General features: G+C 51.6%; 14 protein-coding genes and 1 pseudogene. 10 read left to right on the top strand and 5 right to left on the bottom strand.

All coding sequences use genetic code 11. The features are described 5' to 3' along the window. The first annotated feature begins 36 nt into the window (after positions 1 to 36). Both NNO04_RS16245 and NNO04_RS16240 read left to right on the top strand, forming a co-directional pair. Entirely contained in the window at positions 37 to 1,431 is a 1,395-nt protein-coding gene (locus tag NNO04_RS16245) for a GntP family permease (protein WP_271445571.1), read from the top strand. Between the two features lie 11 nt (positions 1,432 to 1,442). After that, a complete protein-coding gene (locus tag NNO04_RS16240; protein WP_271445594.1) occupies positions 1,443 to 2,213 on the top strand; it encodes a 3-hydroxybutyrate dehydrogenase in 771 nt (256 codons plus the stop codon). A 70-nt stretch (positions 2,214 to 2,283) separates the two neighbouring features. On the opposite strand, the gene osmC is transcribed toward NNO04_RS16240, so the two are convergent. Next, positions 2,284 to 2,715 carry a peroxiredoxin OsmC gene (osmC, locus tag NNO04_RS16235; RefSeq protein WP_271445570.1) on the bottom strand — a complete coding sequence of 144 codons (432 nt, stop codon included), beginning with the start codon at positions 2,713 to 2,715 and terminating at the stop codon, positions 2,284 to 2,286. A 227-nt stretch (positions 2,716 to 2,942) separates the two neighbouring features. Between osmC and sra the strand changes: the two genes are divergently transcribed. The 3 genes from sra to NNO04_RS16220 all read left to right on the top strand — a co-directional run bounded on the left by sra (position 2,943) and on the right by NNO04_RS16220 (position 5,605). Then, positions 2,943 to 3,086: a stationary-phase-induced ribosome-associated protein gene (gene sra, locus NNO04_RS16230; protein ID WP_271445569.1), complete on the top strand. Its 144-nt coding sequence runs from the start codon at positions 2,943 to 2,945 to the stop codon at positions 3,084 to 3,086. Positions 3,087 to 3,259: 173 nt separating this feature from the next. Then, on the top strand, positions 3,260 to 4,957 hold the full coding sequence (gene maeA, locus NNO04_RS16225) for a malate dehydrogenase (protein WP_271445568.1): 1,698 nt from the start codon (positions 3,260 to 3,262) through the stop codon (positions 4,955 to 4,957). 333 nt (positions 4,958 to 5,290) lie between these two features. Then, a complete protein-coding gene (locus NNO04_RS16220) occupies positions 5,291 to 5,605 on the top strand; it encodes a hypothetical protein (protein ID WP_271445567.1) in 315 nt (104 codons plus the stop codon). A gap of 2 nt (positions 5,606 to 5,607) precedes the next feature. Here the strand turns inward: NNO04_RS16220 and NNO04_RS16215 are convergent. After that, a pseudogene (locus tag NNO04_RS16215) lies at positions 5,608 to 6,170 on the bottom strand (DUF4225 domain-containing protein). 455 nt (positions 6,171 to 6,625) lie between these two features. Here NNO04_RS16215 and NNO04_RS16210 point away from each other — a divergent pair. The 4 genes from NNO04_RS16210 (at position 6,626) to NNO04_RS16195 (ending at position 10,338) form a co-directional block, all read left to right on the top strand. Next, a complete protein-coding gene (locus NNO04_RS16210) occupies positions 6,626 to 8,341 on the top strand; it encodes an ABC-F family ATP-binding cassette domain-containing protein (RefSeq protein WP_271445566.1) in 1,716 nt (571 codons plus the stop codon). Positions 8,342 to 8,579: 238 nt separating this feature from the next. Then, complete coding sequence (gene adhP, locus NNO04_RS16205) at positions 8,580 to 9,590, top strand: alcohol dehydrogenase AdhP (RefSeq protein WP_271445565.1); 1,011 nt, start codon at positions 8,580 to 8,582, stop codon at positions 9,588 to 9,590. A gap of 185 nt (positions 9,591 to 9,775) precedes the next feature. Continuing rightward, positions 9,776 to 10,057, top strand: coding sequence for a type II toxin-antitoxin system RelE/ParE family toxin (locus tag NNO04_RS16200; protein ID WP_271445593.1), 282 nt, complete (start codon positions 9,776 to 9,778; stop codon positions 10,055 to 10,057). Beyond that, positions 10,054 to 10,338 carry a HigA family addiction module antitoxin gene (locus NNO04_RS16195; protein WP_271445564.1) on the top strand — a complete coding sequence of 95 codons (285 nt, stop codon included), beginning with the start codon at positions 10,054 to 10,056 and terminating at the stop codon, positions 10,336 to 10,338. Before NNO04_RS16200 ends, NNO04_RS16195 begins: the two co-directional genes overlap by 4 nt. Before the next feature lie 133 nt (positions 10,339 to 10,471). Here NNO04_RS16195 and fdnI read toward each other — a convergent pair whose 3' ends face one another. The 3 genes from fdnI to fdnG are packed head-to-tail and all read right to left on the bottom strand — an operon-like array spanning position 10,472 to position 15,063. After that, positions 10,472 to 11,125: a formate dehydrogenase-N subunit gamma gene (fdnI, locus tag NNO04_RS16190; protein WP_271445563.1), complete on the bottom strand. Its 654-nt coding sequence runs from the start codon at positions 11,123 to 11,125 to the stop codon at positions 10,472 to 10,474. Then, positions 11,118 to 12,002: a formate dehydrogenase subunit beta gene (gene fdxH / locus NNO04_RS16185; protein WP_271445562.1), complete on the bottom strand. Its 885-nt coding sequence runs from the start codon at positions 12,000 to 12,002 to the stop codon at positions 11,118 to 11,120. The genes fdnI and fdxH overlap by 8 nt, the downstream gene beginning before the upstream one ends. Before the next feature lie 13 nt (positions 12,003 to 12,015). Beyond that, a complete protein-coding gene (gene fdnG, locus NNO04_RS16180) occupies positions 12,016 to 15,063 on the bottom strand; it encodes a formate dehydrogenase-N subunit alpha (protein WP_271445561.1) in 3,048 nt (1,015 codons plus the stop codon). Positions 15,064 to 15,296: 233 nt separating this feature from the next. On the opposite strand from fdnG, the gene yddG reads away from it, so the two are divergent. After that, on the top strand, positions 15,297 to 16,178 hold the full coding sequence (yddG, locus tag NNO04_RS16175) for an aromatic amino acid efflux DMT transporter YddG (protein WP_271445592.1): 882 nt from the start codon (positions 15,297 to 15,299) through the stop codon (positions 16,176 to 16,178). Positions 16,179 to 16,591 lie beyond the last annotated feature (413 nt).

Genomic DNA, 16,591 nt, shown 5'->3' with positions numbered 1-16,591 from the left:
TTCTGTACCCCACTATAACAATGATATTGAGGAGTCTTGATGAGTGTGTTAATCGCCCTGGCCGCGTTAGGCCTGCTAATGATGGCAGCCTATCGCGGATACAGCGTCATCCTGTTTGCCCCCATCGCGGCATTAGGCGCTGTTCTGTTGACGGATCCGAGCGCCGTCGGCCCGACCTTTACCGGTCTATTCATGGAAAAAATGGTCGGCTTTGTCAAACTCTACTTCCCCGTATTTTTACTGGGTGCGGTGTTTGGTAAGTTGATCGAACTGTCTGGTTTTTCCCGCTCCATTGTGGCGGCGGCCATCAATATTTTGGGGCGGCGGCACGCTATTCCGGTGATTGTGTTGGTCTGCGCGTTGCTGACCTACGGCGGGGTGTCGTTATTTGTGGTGGCGTTTGCGGTGTATCCGTTCGCTGCGGAACTGTTCAGACAAAGCAATATTCCCAAACGGCTGATCCCGGCAACGGTGGCGCTGGGGGCGTTTACCTTCACGATGGATGCCTTACCGGGAACGCCGCAGATCCAGAACATTATCCCGACCAGCTTTTTTGGCACCAATGCCTGGGCAGCGCCCTGGCTGGGATTAATTGGCTCGCTGTTCATTATTTTTGTCGGGCTGGTCTATCTTGAACGTCAACGTCGTAAAGCACAGACCAGGAACGAAGGCTATGGCACCGAGCTGATTAACGAACCGGAAACACCGGATAACATCAACCTGCCGAATCCGCTGATTGCGATTTCGCCACTGATTCTGGTGGGCGTATTTAACCTGCTGTTTACCCGCTGGATCCCGGTCTGGTATGGCGCAACCCATCAACTGGAGCTTCCGGGTCTTGCTAAGCCGATTATCACTGAAGTCGGCAAGATCACCGCCATCTGGGCCGTGGAAGCGGCGTTGATCTCGGGGATACTGCTGGTCGTGATTTTTGGCTATCGCAACATTAAAGGTCGTCTGGCAGAAGGCAGCCGAACCGCTGTCGGCGGCGCGATTCTGGCGGCAATGAATACCGCGTCAGAATACGGCTTTGGCGCAGTGATCGCCGCCCTGCCCGGATTCCTCGTGCTGTCAAAAGCGCTGGCAGCGATCCCAGACCCCCTGCTCAATGAAGCTATCAGTATCACGACCCTTGCCGGGATCACCGGCTCCGCATCAGGGGGGATGAGTATTGCCCTTGCGGCGATGTCGGACACCTTTATTGCGGCGGCGAACGCGGCGAATATTCCGCTGGAAGTGTTACACCGCGTGGCCTCAATGGCCAGTGGCGGTATGGACACGCTGCCGCACAACGGAGCGGTGATCACGCTGCTGGCGATCACCGGATTGACGCATCGTCAGGCTTATGGCGGGATTTTTGCCATCACCGTGATTAAAAGTCTGGCCGTTCTGTTTGTTATCGGTGTCTTCTACGCCACCGGCATTGTCTGAGGAGAATCATGATGAATTTACACGGTAAAACAGCGCTGGTGACTGGCTCTACCAGCGGTATTGGATTGGGAATTGCGCAGGTGCTCGCAAAGGCTGGCGCAAAGATTATTCTCAACGGTTTTGGCGATATTGAAGCGGCTAAAGACAGCGTGGCGCAATACGGTACCACGCCGGGCTATCATGGCGCCGATCTGAGTGATGAAACACAAATTGCTGACATGATGCGCTATACGCAAAGCGAGTTTGGCGGCGTGGATATTCTCATCAACAATGCCGGGATCCAGCATGTTTCCCCGATCGAAACCTTTCCGGTGGAAAAATGGAACGCCATCATTGCGATTAATCTCTCATCAGTGTTCCACACCACGCGACTGGCGCTGCCGGGGATGCGCGAGCGTAACTGGGGACGGATCATTAATATTGCCTCAGTACATGGACTGGTCGCCTCGAAAGAGAAATCGGCCTATGTAGCGGCAAAACACGGGGTGGTCGGGCTGACCAAAACCACGGCGCTTGAAACAGCGCAAAGCGGCGTCACCTGTAACGCTCTCTGCCCTGGCTGGGTGTTGACGCCATTGGTACAGCAGCAAATCGACAAACGCATTGCCGACGGCGCAGCGCCGGAAAGCGCCCGCGATGCGCTGCTCGCAGAAAAACAGCCCTCCCGTGAGTTTGTCACCCCGGAGCAGCTTGGCGAGCTGACGCTCTTTTTATGTTCTGAAGGGGCGGCCCAGGTGCGCGGCGTAGCGTGGAATATGGATGGCGGTTGGGTCGCGCAGTAAAACTTGTCACTTTACCGGGACTACGCGCTCGTAGGCCCGGTAAACGTGACGCCACCGGGCAACAGATCAGTTACGCTGTTAACTGATAATCAAGGGTAATTTCCGCCTTCAATAGCTGGGATACCGGGCATCCGGCTTTCGCTTTCTGGATAATCCCGTCAAAGGTCGACGCATCAATACCGGGCACCGCTACCACGCTGTTCAGGGCAATTTTAGTGATTGCAAACCCCGCATCCACTTTATCCAGAGAGACATCCGCCGTGGTATCGATTGAAGTTGGCGTAAACCCCGCTTCTCCCAGCATCAACGAAAGCGCCATCGAGAAACAGGCCGCATGCGCAGCGCCAATCAACTCTTCCGGATTGGTGCCTTTGACGCCTTCAAAGCGCGTGTTAAACCCGTAAGGTTGCTGGTTGAGCACCCCGCTTTCGGTTGAAACGGTGCCTTTTCCGCGTTTAATGTCGCCTTCCCAGTGTGCCTGACCTTTCTTATGGATCGTCATTGCTACTCTCCTTAATCGTCATCGGGATAACAAGTATAGGTCGCCTGTACGTAAATCGGATAGATAAGAGAACCTTCTTAATTGCCGCTTAAACATTGACCTTTCAGATAAAATGGTCGACCATCCAGTAAGCCGTTTTTTTTGAGAGCGGCTTTCTATGGGGTTGTATTTCGTCCGACATCGCGCGGGCTCATCCTTGAAACCATTAACAGGATTAAGGAGTTAGAATGAAATCGAACCGTCAGGCCCGTCATATTCTTGGCCAGGACCACAAAATATCCAACCAACGTAAAACCGTGACCGAAGGCGACAAAACCAGCGTGGTCAACAATCCAACCGGAAGAAAACGCCGCGCTGACAGCAACAAGTAACCGCCTGTTTTGATATGACGACCAACACCATTGCCACCGCAATGGTGTTTTTGCTTATAAAACCCCTCTATCCATACACAATGCTTTATACTCTGTGCCCGATTCCCTGGCGGCAAGGCAACATATGATAAATGACAATGCCAGGGACGGTAATTCAAAAAAGAGTGAGTGACATGGACATCAAAACCAAGAAACCGCGTTCCCTATATATTCCCTACGCCGGCCCTGTACTGCTTGAATTTCCCCTCCTGAACAAAGGCAGCGCATTCAGTGTGGAAGAGCGTCGTAACTTCAACCTGCTGGGGTTACTACCGGAAGTCGTCGAAACGATTGAAGAACAGACCGAACGTGCCTGGATCCAGTATCAGGGGTTCAAAACTGAAATCGACAAACACATTTACCTGCGCAACATTCAGGATACCAACGAAACCCTGTTCTACCGACTGGTGCATAACCATCTCGATGAGATGATGCCGGTTATCTACACCCCAACGGTTGGTGCGGCCTGTGAGCGTTTTTCTGAGATCTACCGTCGTTCGCGCGGCGTGTTTATCTCCTATCAGAACCGCCACAACATGGACGACATCCTGCAAAACGTCCCAAACCACAATATCAAAGTGATCGTGGTCACTGACGGTGAGCGTATTCTGGGGCTGGGCGACCAGGGGATTGGCGGCATGGGTATTCCCATCGGTAAATTGTCGCTGTACACCGCCTGTGGCGGGATAAGCCCGGCCTACACCCTTCCGGTGGTGCTGGATGTCGGCACCAATAACCAGCAACTGCTGAACGATCCGCTCTATATGGGCTGGCGTAACCCGCGTATCACCGATGATGAGTACTATGAATTTGTCGATGACTTCATCCAGGCGGTGAAGCAACGCTGGCCGGATGTGCTGTTGCAGTTCGAAGATTTTGCCCAGAAAAACGCGATGCCGTTACTTAACCGCTATCGTGATGAAATTTGCTCTTTCAACGATGATATCCAGGGTACTGCCGCCGTCACCGTCGGCACGCTCATTGCGGCCAGCCATGCCGCAGGTAGCCAGTTAAGCGAGCAAAAAATCGTCTTCCTCGGCGCCGGTTCCGCAGGCTGCGGCATTGCCGAGCAGATAATTGCGCAGATCCAGCGTGAAGGATTAAGCGAAGAAGCCGCTCGCCAGCGCGTGTTTATGGTGGATCGCTTTGGTCTGTTAACCGACCAGATGCCTAACCTGCTGCCGTTCCAGACCAAACTGGTGCAAAAACGTGAAAATCTGCATCAGTGGGATACGCAAAACGACGTGCTCTCCCTGCTTGATGTGGTGAGAAATGTGAAGCCGGATATTTTGATCGGCGTTTCCGGGCAAACGGGGCTGTTTACCGAAGAGATCATCCGTGAGATGCACAAGCATTGTCCGCGTCCGATCGTGATGCCGCTGTCTAACCCGACCTCTCGTGTGGAAGCCACGCCGCAGGACATCATCGCCTGGACGGAAGGTAATGCGTTGGTGGCGACGGGCAGCCCGTTCGCTCCTGTGGTGTGGAAAGACAAAACCTATCCTATCGCCCAGTGTAATAACGCCTATATCTTCCCGGGTATCGGTCTGGGCGTGATCGCCGCAGGCGCGTCACGTATTACCGACGAGATGCTGATGTCGGCCAGTGAAACGTTAGCGAAATATTCGCCGATGGTACTTAACGGTGAAGGGCTGGTGTTACCGGAGTTGAAAGATATTCAGACCGTGTCGCGCGCCATTGCTTTTGCCGTCGGCAAAATGGCTCAGCAACAGGGTGTCGCGGTGAAAACCTCTGCCGAGGCGCTGCAACAGGCTATCGACGATAACTTCTGGCTGGCGGAATACCGCGATTACCGCCGTACCTCCATCTAACTAAATATAAGGCCCGGCGGCGAATGGTTGCCGGGCTCTCCTCCCGCCGATGTTTACAGTAGCGAAATTCCCCCTTTGTGCTTACACTTTCACCATCCATTAACATTCGGAAAATAAAAGGAGGATACTTATGCTGTACTGTGAACGTTTCACCGCTTCACCTATATTAGGCTATCGTGGGGGTGAAGACCTGGGGTGTAAAAACACGATAAGGAGCCCATATATAAAATCCACGTTGTGTGGGCTGGGAATTATCCCGCTCTGTCCGTAAGTTTTGTGTATAATTACAGCTGGCAGGAAGTTATTTTTTTAAGGATGAAAGGCAGACGAGCGATGAAAGTGAACGAGGTTAATCTGTTGCAATCAGGTTTCAGCAGCACCGATATTCAGAAAATTAAAAATAATACCGAAAAATACGGTGGTTCAATTGATGATACTATCCAGGATCTGGCAAATCGCTTCGTCATAGCGACTTTTGTTGTAGCTGGTTGCCTTGTAGTCTTCATTTTACTTGTTTTGTTTGGTTCAGCTGAAAGCCTGTTCTCTGGCTCAATTGGGCTGCTTTGCGGTACAGCGGTTGCAATATTTGTACAACCGCCGGTGCTTGCCTATAAAGCCTGGCGTTTTAAAAGACTGAACCGAAATTAGTTTCAGTTAATCTCTGTAGCTAAAAGGTCAAAAATGACCTTTGCCTTTACACCATAACCAACAATTTTCATCGTTAGTTTTGGCCTGCTCATGGTTTCAACTTTTCGGTAATAATCTCGTGGAAGCCATCTGAATAATCGCCAGGCACCTGGTTTTCTTGCAAGCCCAAAAATACTATAGACACTGGCACTTAACGTGGCTGTATTATAAAATACCAGTCCCGACTCAGGTTTAAAACCCATATATTGAGCCACATCCATAAAACTGTCTGCAAATATTCCCTCTGACCTGGATTTATCGCCGTAACGGAGATGACTGACCTCTTTTGTGATCCCATTAATACCGTCACTTCGTCTGATATAGCCCTTCGTGCAACAGCGAACTGCTGCTCAACAACCTCTTTTATTTCCTGGACAAACTTCAGCCGGGTATAACCATCCCGAAGATGGAAAGAGGACAGTGTATTCGCTGTATTGATCAGCTTTCTGGCCTCAAGATTAACCATTGTTTCAGCCCAGTTTTTATTCCTACCTGAGCGCATCATATCAAGTAATGCCGCATCCATTTTTAATCTCCCTGTATATTACATCACCGATAATACCTCTTTATATTTAGCAGTAACAACCGTCGCTTCAGTCTGAAATATGTTAGTCTCAATATATCTGTTTTCTCCGAAACGAATTCGAATAAACGCCCTATCGATTCAGAGCCGAAGCCGTCGCAGCATGGCGCCTCTCCCGCCGATTTTTACAGTAGCGAAACTCCCCCTTTGTGCCTACACTTTCACCATCCATTAACATTCGGAAAATAAAAGGAGGATACTTATGCTGTACTGTGAACGTTTCATCGCTTCACATACATTAGGCGATCGCCAGTGCTCAAGCGTTATCGGTATCGTGCTGCGATAACGTCGGCTTGAGCGAAGCGACCTACTTTTCCCTCTTCTCTCGGGCTTACCGGGTTATCGTCAGCGATGTTTGACGAGGCGTTTTCACGCCTGTAACTCTTGAGTAAGCAACAATGAGCACTTTATTAACCGCACAATCTTTACACGTTGATACGGCGTTTGGCCCGTTATTCCAGGATCTCACCTTTACGTTGAAAAAAGGCGATCGTATGGGGCTTATCGGCGACAACGGCTGTGGCAAAAGCACACTGCTAAAAATTCTCGACGGCAGCGAAACGCCGACTTCAGGTTCTGTTTCTGTGGCCAGTTACTGTCATCTCGCCCGTGTTGAACAACATTTGCCGCCTGATATTCTCTCGTTGCCCCTACGGGAGGCGGTGTTGGCGCAACTGCCGGAACGCGAGCGCCTCAGTCGGCAATGGCAGGCCGAGTCAATACTCGCGGAAATGGGTTTTGTTACGGAGGATTTATCACTGTCAACGCAAGTACTGAGTGGCGGACAGCATACGCGTCTGTTACTGGCCCGCGCGTTGATGCACCGTCCCGACCTGTTGTTACTGGATGAGCCAGGCAACCATCTGGATCTCCCCACTTTATTGTGGCTGGAACAGTTCTTACAACGCTGGTCAGGTAGTTTCGTTGTGGTATCGCATGATGCGAATCTGTTGGATGCGGTCACCAACGGTACCTGGATCCTGCGCGATCATCGCCTGCACGCGTTCGCGCTGCCCTGTGGCGCGGCAAGACAGGCATTAGCCGACGCGGATGTTAGTGATGCGCTGCGCCGCAAATCCGAGCAAAAAGAGATTGATCGGGTGACCGCCAGCGCCAAACGCCTGGCAAACTGGGGACGGGTGTACGACAACGAAGATTTGTCCCGCAAAGCCCGTCAGATGGAAAAACAGGTTTCCCGTCTGAAAGCGGCGCAGACAGACGTCACAGCAGGAAGTCAGTGGTCACTAACATTGCAGGGTGATAGCGTTCGCGCAGACCGCTTGCTGGAGATGAACGGGCTGTCCGTGTCACCCGCGCCAGAAACCCCTGTGCTGTTTTCTGTTTCGGGAGTCAGATTAAAAAGCGGTGACCGGGTTGCCCTTGTCGGGCGTAACGGTTGCGGAAAATCTTCACTACTCCGGCTTCTCTGGCAGCAGTTTCAGTCTGTGCAAGACAATGCGAGCGTCTGTCTGCACCCCCGCGTCACTGTGGGCTATTATGATCAAACACTACAGCAGCTCGCAGATAATGATTCACTGTTTGATGCGCTTGAACCGTTTGCCCCACAGCCCGACGTACGCAAGATGGCGCTGATTGGCGCGGGTTTTCCCTGGATCCGTCATCAGCAGCAGGTCAAGACGTTAAGCGGCGGCGAGCGTTCACGGTTATTGTTTGTGGGGTTATCGCTGGCGCGGTTTAGCCTGCTGATGCTTGACGAACCGACCAACCATCTGGATATGGAAGGGAAAGAGGCGCTGGCGAACACTCTGCAAACCTTTAGCGGCGGCGTGCTGCTGGTGAGTCATGACCGACAGTTAATCAGCCAAAGCTGTAACCGCTTCTGGTTTATTGATCGAGGGGTATTGAGCGAATGGCACGATCTTGAGGCGATCAACGCGCGTATCCGGGAAACGTCTGTCGCGTCGGCGGCAACTATCACGGCTCAGGAATCGGCGCATCCCCTCATTGATGACAGTGATCGCCTGCTGGAAAAGCTTCTGCTGCTGGAACGGCAATTAGCGGATGACCTGGCGCGTAAGCCGAAACACCAGAAGCCACATTTGCAGGCGCAATGGCGTCAGGAAATCGACGCGCTGATTTCGCAACTGGAATAAGCATAACATCGGGGCACCGTCCAGGTGCCCTTTCTCGCCTGCCTCGTCAAGCTATTAATATTAGTATTTATTATGCTTTGACAGGGCCGACTCCGGTAAAAACAGCCCGTAACAGGGAAATTATCGCGCTTCTTACTTGCATATATCATCAGAAAAATTAATCCTTACGAGGTAGAGAAGAATAAGATTCACTCACCTTACTCGCTATGCAGTTCACGATCATGATAAGGAGAAGACTATGAAGGCTGCTGTTGTCACTAAAGATCATCAGGTTGATATCACTGAGAAAACGCTACGTTCGCTGCAACACGGTGAAGCGCTCCTGAAAATGGAATGCTGTGGCGTGTGTCATACCGATCTCCATGTTAAAAACGGCGATTTTGGCGACAAAACCGGCGTTATTCTGGGACACGAAGGCATTGGCGTCGTCACCGCCATTGGGCCAGGCGTGACCTCCCTTAAGCCAGGCGATCGCGCAAGCGTGGCCTGGTTCTTTGAAGGATGTGGTCACTGTGAATACTGTAACAGCGGCAACGAGACGCTGTGCCGGGCCGTCAAAAACGCAGGTTACAGCGTTGATGGCGGTATGGCTGAAGAGTGCATCGTGGTGGCGGATTATGCGGTGAAAGTGCCGGATGGTCTGGATTCCGCCGCGGCAAGCAGCATCACCTGTGCGGGCGTCACCACCTATAAAGCCGTGAAAATCTCGAAGATTAAACCCGGTCAGTGGATTGCTATCTACGGACTCGGCGGTCTTGGCAACCTGGCGCTGCAGTATGCGAAAAACGTCTTTAACGCCAAAGTGATTGCCATTGATGTGAACGATGAACAGCTTAAACTCGCCAAAGAAATGGGTGCCGATCTGGTCATCAATTCACGCACTGACGATGCGGCGAAAATCGTGCAGGAAAAAACGGGTGGCGCACACGCGGCGGTGGTGACTGCCGTTGCGAAAGCGGCATTTAACTCTGCGGTTGATGCGGTGCGTGCAGGCGGTCGGGTGGTTGCCGTTGGCCTGCCGCCGGAAGCCATGAGTCTGGACATTCCGCGCCTGGTACTGGACGGTATTCAGGTGGTCGGTTCGCTGGTCGGGACGCGTCAGGATCTGACCGAAGCGTTCCAGTTTGCTGCAGAAGGCAAAGTCGTCCCTAAAGTTGCCCTGCGTCCGCTCGGCGACATCAACGCTATTTTTAAAGAGATGGAACAAGGCCAGATTCGCGGCCGTATGGTGATTGATTTCCGCCGTTAATCGGTAAACGGCGACGGCTTTACTGCTCGTCGCCGTTTGTTTTGCGAAGCGCTTTCCACAAACATCCTCTCCTGCTTTCCCTTTCAACGCCTTCCCGACAAAATTTCGACAATCGTAGCGAATGTTGTTGCGTCATACGGAACAATAATGATAGCGTTCCTCCTGAAGGAACAAGGATGATACGGATGATCATGAACTTCAGACACAAGGGATTGCGTGACTTGTTTCTTCATGGGCGCACGTCAGGCGTTCTGGCAACGCAGGTAAAGCGATTGCGTTGCCGTCTCGCTGTTATTGATGCCGCCTGTCAAATTAACGATATCGACATGCCTGGCTACAGGTTGCACCCGTTGAGCGGCGATCGTGATGGCGTTTGGGCGATATCTGTTTCGGGGAACTGGCGAATAACCTTTGAGTTCGTCAATGGCGATGCCTACATACTGGATTACGAGGACTATCACGCATGAAAATGGCAAATCATCCCCGTCCGGGAGAGATTATTCAGGAAGCGCTGAACGAACTTAACGTCAGTCTGCGCGAATTTGCCAGAGCAATGGACATTGCTCCCTCAACAGCAAGCCGGTTGCTAACCGGAAAAGCGGCGCTAACCCCAGAAATGGCAATTAAGCTCTCCGTGGTGATCGGCAGCTCACCGCAAATGTGGCTGAATCTGCAAACCGCCTGGAGTCTGGCAGAAGCAGAAAAAATCGTCGATATATCAAGGCTCCGTCATCTGGCAACGCAATAATTCACAGTTAAAGCCCGGAAACTGGCGTTCTTGCAGCAGCAAGATATTGGTCACGACATCCCGCTGAAACATCATCGATGAAAAAAATGGCGCCTTTTTCAGCGCCATTTTTACTGTTCAGAGTTAAAAGAGATTATAACCCCTCTTCACTCTCTTTTTTGGCTTCGGCCTTCTCGACGTCACGATACCAGCGCGGATGGTGTTTCTTCGCCCAGCGACGGCTGACTTTCCCTTCGACCATACCTTTGATCGAACCTTTCACCCAGAATGCCATATACATATGGATGAGGATGGCGTGCATCAGAATAATGCCCGCCGCCGCGTGGATCAGCAGGCTGTAACGCACCACCTGCATCGGGAAGAACTCAGCGAAGTACGGACGCCAGATAATGACGCCTGTTACCAGCAGCACAAAAATCATGCTCATGATCGACCAGAACATCATTTTCTGCCCGGCGTTGTACTTACCCACATCCGCCACTTTGTGTTCATTGCCCTTCAGTACTTCCACAATATTCTTCAGCCACGGAATATCTTTCTTATCCGGGATGTTGTGTTGTACAAAACGAAAGAACATAAACATCAGCGCAACGAAGATCGCGATGCCGAAGAACGGGTGCAGAATGCGCCCCATCTGCGGCGTACCGAAGGTTTGCGTCAGCCATTGCAGCGTCGGGAAGAAAAACGAAATGCCCGACAGCGCCACCAGGAAGAAACAGATCACTACCGTCCAGTGACAGGCGCGGTCGATAAATTTCGTGCGCACTATCATTTTTGACTTACTCATGATTTCCCTCCTCGTCGTCGTCCACTTCTTTGTTCGGACCGATACCAATGTAGTGGTAAATCAGTCCGGCGAAGGTGGCGATAAACCCAGCAGCCGCCAACGGTTTCAACGCCCCTTTCCACAGGTTGATTGAGGTGTCGACTTTCGGGTCCTTCGGCAAACCGTGATACAACTCTGGCTGGTTAGCATGATGCAGTACATACATCACGTGTGTTCCACCCACCCCTTGCGGGTTATAAACTCCGGCATGTTCATATCCGCGCGCTTTGAGTTTTTCCACGCGCTGCTCGGCCATTTCCAGCATCTCTTGCTTAGTGCCGAAATGAATCGCCCCCGTCGGACACGTTTTCACGCATGCCGGCTCCTGGCCAACACTGACGCGATCAACGCAGAGCGTACATTTATAGACGCGGTTATCCTCTTTATTGAGGCGCGGTACATTAAACGGACACCCGGCAATGCAGTAGCCGCAGCCAATACAGTGTTCGGACTGAAAATCGACAATCCCGTTAGCGTACTGGATGATTGCCCCGGCAGACGGGCACGCCTTCAGGCAGCCCGGATCTTCACAGTGCATACAGCCGTCTTTACGGATCAACCACTCCAGCTTGCCGTTTTGCTCGGTTTCGCTAAAGCGCATGACCGTCCAGGATTTCGCGCTCAGGTCGGCAGGGTTGTCATACACCCCAACACAGTGCCCTACCTCGTCGCGAATGTCGTTCCACTCCGAGCACGCCACCTGGCAGGCTTTACAGCCCACACAGGTGGAAACGTCGATCAGTTTGGCGACCTCAGCCTTGTAATCACGCGCCTGGGGAGGCGGCGTGATGGCGTTTGTTGCGGACCGTTTAATGATGTCCTGCGTTTCCAAAGACATATGTTCGCCTCCCTTACGCCTTCTCGATGTTAACTAAAAACGCTTTGTATTCCGGCGTTTGCGAGTTTGCATCACCGACGTTCGGCGTCAGAGTGTTGGCGATATAGCCTTTACGCGCGACCCCTTCAAAGCCCCAGTGAATCGGGATCCCCACCGTTTCGACCTGCTGACCGTTCACCTGCAAGGTGCGCAGACGGCGTGTGACCACCGCAACGGCACGAATAAATCCGCGCTTGCTACTGACTTTCACATAGTCACCGTTGGCGATACCTTTTGCGGCAGCCAGCGTTTCGCTGATTTCCACAAACTGCTCTGGCTGGGCGATAGCATTCAGCAATGCGTGCTTGGTCCAGGTGTGGAAGTGTTCCGTCAGACGGTAGGTGGTACCGACATACGGGAACGAATCCTTTTTACCCAGGCGCAAGGCATCTTCTTCATACAAGCGCACCGCCGGATTGGAAATAACGTTCGGATGCAGCGGGTTGGTCCCCAGCGGCGTTTCAATCGGCTCGTAGTGTTCCGGGAACGGTCCTTCCGCCATTTTATCAATCGCAAACAGACGTCCCAGCCCTTCCGGCTGCATGATAAATGGCCCGGTAGCGCTGCCCGGCGGAGCGGTATTGAAGTCCGGGATATCGTTACCCGTCCATTTCGCGCCGTTCCACTGGATCAGCATCCGTTTTGGATCCCACGGTTTACCCTGCGGATCGGCGGAGGCACGGTTATACAGGACGCGGCGGTTCAGTGGCCACGCCCACGCCCAACCCAGTGTGTTACCGAGACCGGACGGATCGGCGTTGTCACGGTTGGCCATCTGGTTGCCCTGCTCGGTCCAGCTACCGGTATAAATCCAGCAGGAGGATGCCGTGGTACCGTCATCACGCAGCTGAGCGAAACTGCTCAACAGCTGGCCTTTCTTCGCGATCAGCACGCCGTTGGCGTCATAGAGATCGGCCAGCGCATAGCCGTTGTTTTCTTTGGCGACTTCTTCTGATTCCGGATGGTCGGGCTGTTTGTAGCTCCAGCGCATTTTCAGCAGCGGCTCTACGCCTTTACCGCCTTCGCTGCGGTAGAGATCGCGCAGACGATGGTAAATCCCGGCCAGAATTTCGCCGTCATTGCGGGCTTCGCCTGGCGCATCCTGTCCTTTCCAGTGCCACTGCAGCCAGCGACCGGAGTTGGCAATCGAGCCATCTTCTTCCGCAAAACAGGTGGACGGCAGACGGAATACTTCAGTCTGAATCGACGCCGGATCGACATCATTGGACTCACCGTGGTTCTGCCAGAATGTCGAGGTCTCTGTCACCAGCGGATCGATAACGACCATATACTTCAACTTACTCAGGGACTGCACCACTTTGTTTTTGTCCGGGAAGGACGCCACCGGGTTGAAGCCCTGACAGATATAGCCGGTCACTTTACCGCTATCCATCATGTTGAAGTATTTAATGACGTCGTAGGACTGATCCCATTTCGGCAGCCACTCAAATCCCCAGTCATTCTCTTTCTGCGCCGCATCACCGTAGAACGATTTCATCAGGCTGATAAAGAACTTCGGATAGTTACCCCAATAGTTAACCTGTTCCGCCAGCGTTGCTTTTGGCGTATTGACCGTTAAATAGGTTTGCAGATCGGTCTGTTTCTCCGACGGCAGTGTCAGATAGCCAGGCAAACTGGTAGAAAGGAGACCTAAATCGGTTAAGCCCTGAATGTTGGAGTGACCACGCAACGCGTTCACGCCGCCGCCAGCCATACCCATGTTGCCGAGCAGCAACTGGATCATCGCCATCGTACGAATGTTCTGCGCGCCAACGGTGTGTTGCGTCCAGCCCAATGCATAAAGGAAGGTGGTTGTACGATCGGCCGTGCTGGTGGAGGCTAACACTTCGCACACTTTCAGGAAGTCGGCTTTTGGCGTACCGCAGATGTTTTCCACAACATCCGGCGTATAGCGGGAAACGTGCTGTTTGAGCAAGTTCCACACGCAACGCGGGTGACTTAGCGTGTCATCGCGTTTTGCATAGCCGTTTTCATCGAACTGGTAGTTCCATGATGATTTATCATACTGCCGTTTTTTCGCATCGTAGCCGCTAAACAGGCCGTCTTCGAACGTAAAGTCATCCCGTACCAGCAGGCTGGCATTGGTGTAATGCTTCACATACTCGGCGTTGATTTTCTGATTTTCGATCAGGTACAGCAATACGCCAGACAGGAACGTAATGTCCGTACCGGAACGGATCGGCGCATAGATATCCGCAACTGATGCTGTACGCGTAAAGCGAGGATCGACGACAATCAACGTCGCATCATTATTATTCTTCGCTTCCATCGCCCAGCGGAAGCCGACCGGGTGAGCTTCAGCGGCGTTACCGCCCATCACCATCACGACATTGGCGTTTTTGATATCAACCCAGTGGTTGGTCATCGCACCGCGACCAAATGTTGGAGCAAGACTTGCTACCGTTGGTCCGTGTCAGACGCGCGCCTGGTTGTCGACAGCCAGCATGCCGAGAGAGCGCACAAATTTTTGCGTCAGCATACCGGTTTCATTACTTGACGCAGAGGCGCAAAGCATCCCGGTAGACAGCCAGCGGTTGACGGTGACGCCCTGCTCGTTCTTTTCAATAAAGTTAGCGTCACGGTCAGCTTTCATCAGTTTTGCGATACGGGAGAATGCCTCATCCCAACTGATCCGCTGCCATTTATCTGAACCCGGTGCGCGATATTGTGGATAACGCAGGCGGTTTTCACTGTGAACATAGTCCAGCAAACCCGCGCCCTTAGGACATAATGCCCCGCGGCTTACCGGATGATCCGGGTCCCCTTCAATATGGTAAATCGCTTCCTTCGCGTTTTTGGATCCATCTCCGAGGCTATACATTAATAGCCCGCATCCCACGGAACAGTATGTGCAAGAGTTTCGGATCTCTTTGGCGCGCAGCAGTTTGTAATTACGCGCCTGAGCCAGTGCAGACTTGGGGGCAAAACCAAGCGCTGCAACTGTTGTTCCTGCCATACCGCCCGCGCAGATTTTAAAAAATTGTCTGCGGCTGACGTCCATTGATTTCCTCTTTTTTACAGGGATGTAACTTCGCGACGAAACTAACAGCTATGCCCATATCTTTTTTGCGTCAAATCAATAACGAATCGGTTCCGCTACTAAATAGTGCTGTTTGCCTAACATTTATACCCACTAAGGCGTATCTGAAAGGACGATTTATTTACGCCAGACTGTTTAAAAGTGCTATAAATTTCAGCTTCTTTAATGAAAAGGAACGAGGGCGTACCAACAGAATGACAAGACAAAAAGCAACGCTAATAGGGCTGATTGCCATCGTGCTCTGGAGCACCATGGTAGGGCTAATTCGGGGCGTGAGTGAAGGGCTTGGTCCGGTGGGCGGCGCTGCCATGATCTATTCATTAAGCGGACTGTTGCTTATTTTTACGGTCGGCTTTCCTAATATTCGTCACTTTCCTGTTCGTTATTTAATCGCTGGCAGCCTCCTTTTCGTCAGCTACGAAATATGCCTCGCGCTGTCGCTGGGCTATGCGGTTACGCGACATCAGGCCATTGAGGTCGGTATGGTGAACTATTTATGGCCCAGCCTGACGATTCTATTTGCCATTTTGTTTAATGGCCAAAAAACAACCTGGTTGATTATTCCTGGATTAATTGTGGCATTGACCGGGGTTTGTTGGGTATTAGGCGGTGAAAATGGGCTCAATCCTGGTGAAATAATCAACAATGTTGCCAGCAATCCATTAAGCTATTTTCTCGCCTTTCTCGGGGCATTTATCTGGGCGACGTATTGTACTGTCACCAACAAATATGCACGGGGATTTAACGGTATCACTGTCTTTGTTTTGCTCACCGCCGCAAGTTTATGGGTGCACTATTTATTGACACTCCAGCCTGAAATGCATTTCACCCTTCCGGTCACCATCAAGCTATTTTCGGCGGCATTAACGTTAGGTTTTGCCTACGCGGCATGGAATGTCGGAATTTTGCACGGAAATGTCACTATTATGGCCGTGGGTTCTTATTTCACCCCGGTACTGTCCTCTGCGCTGGCTGCGGTTCTTTTAAGCGCCCCGCTTTCATTTTCGTTCTGGCAAGGCGCTATTATGGTGTGCGTCGGTTCGCTGCTCTGTTGGTTGGCAACACGCCGTGCCTGATGACAACTATCGGGTCTAAATATCATCCACTGGATGAAAAACGACCCGATGGCCTATTTTTTGTTACATTTTCACATCTCAGCGTCATTGCGGATAATAGCGCCACGCAGAAAATTCTTATTTGCTTTTTTTCCGCCTTATTGCCATATAGTTAATACACTGTGGATTGTTCATTTTGACGCCATGCGCGCATTTTGTATTCAATTGTTTTATTTTGTGTTAAATATGTTATTAAATTGATTCCATATTGATAACAAATAGCATTTTGTGCACAGCTGAAACTGTATTTTGCCATATAGTTCGCATTTGTAACTAAACCATTTCAAACAATAAATAGATGTATAGTTCACTCGTAAAAATATACCCAATCAGAAAGTCCCTTATTTCAACTAATATCATCATCACTATTATGT

The organism is Citrobacter sp. Awk 4 (assembly GCF_028069725.1).
GTDB lineage: Bacteria > Pseudomonadota > Gammaproteobacteria > Enterobacterales > Enterobacteriaceae > Citrobacter_D.
The sequence above is the reverse complement of the archived record's forward strand: the minus strand, read 5'-3'. Positions and strand labels throughout refer to the sequence as shown.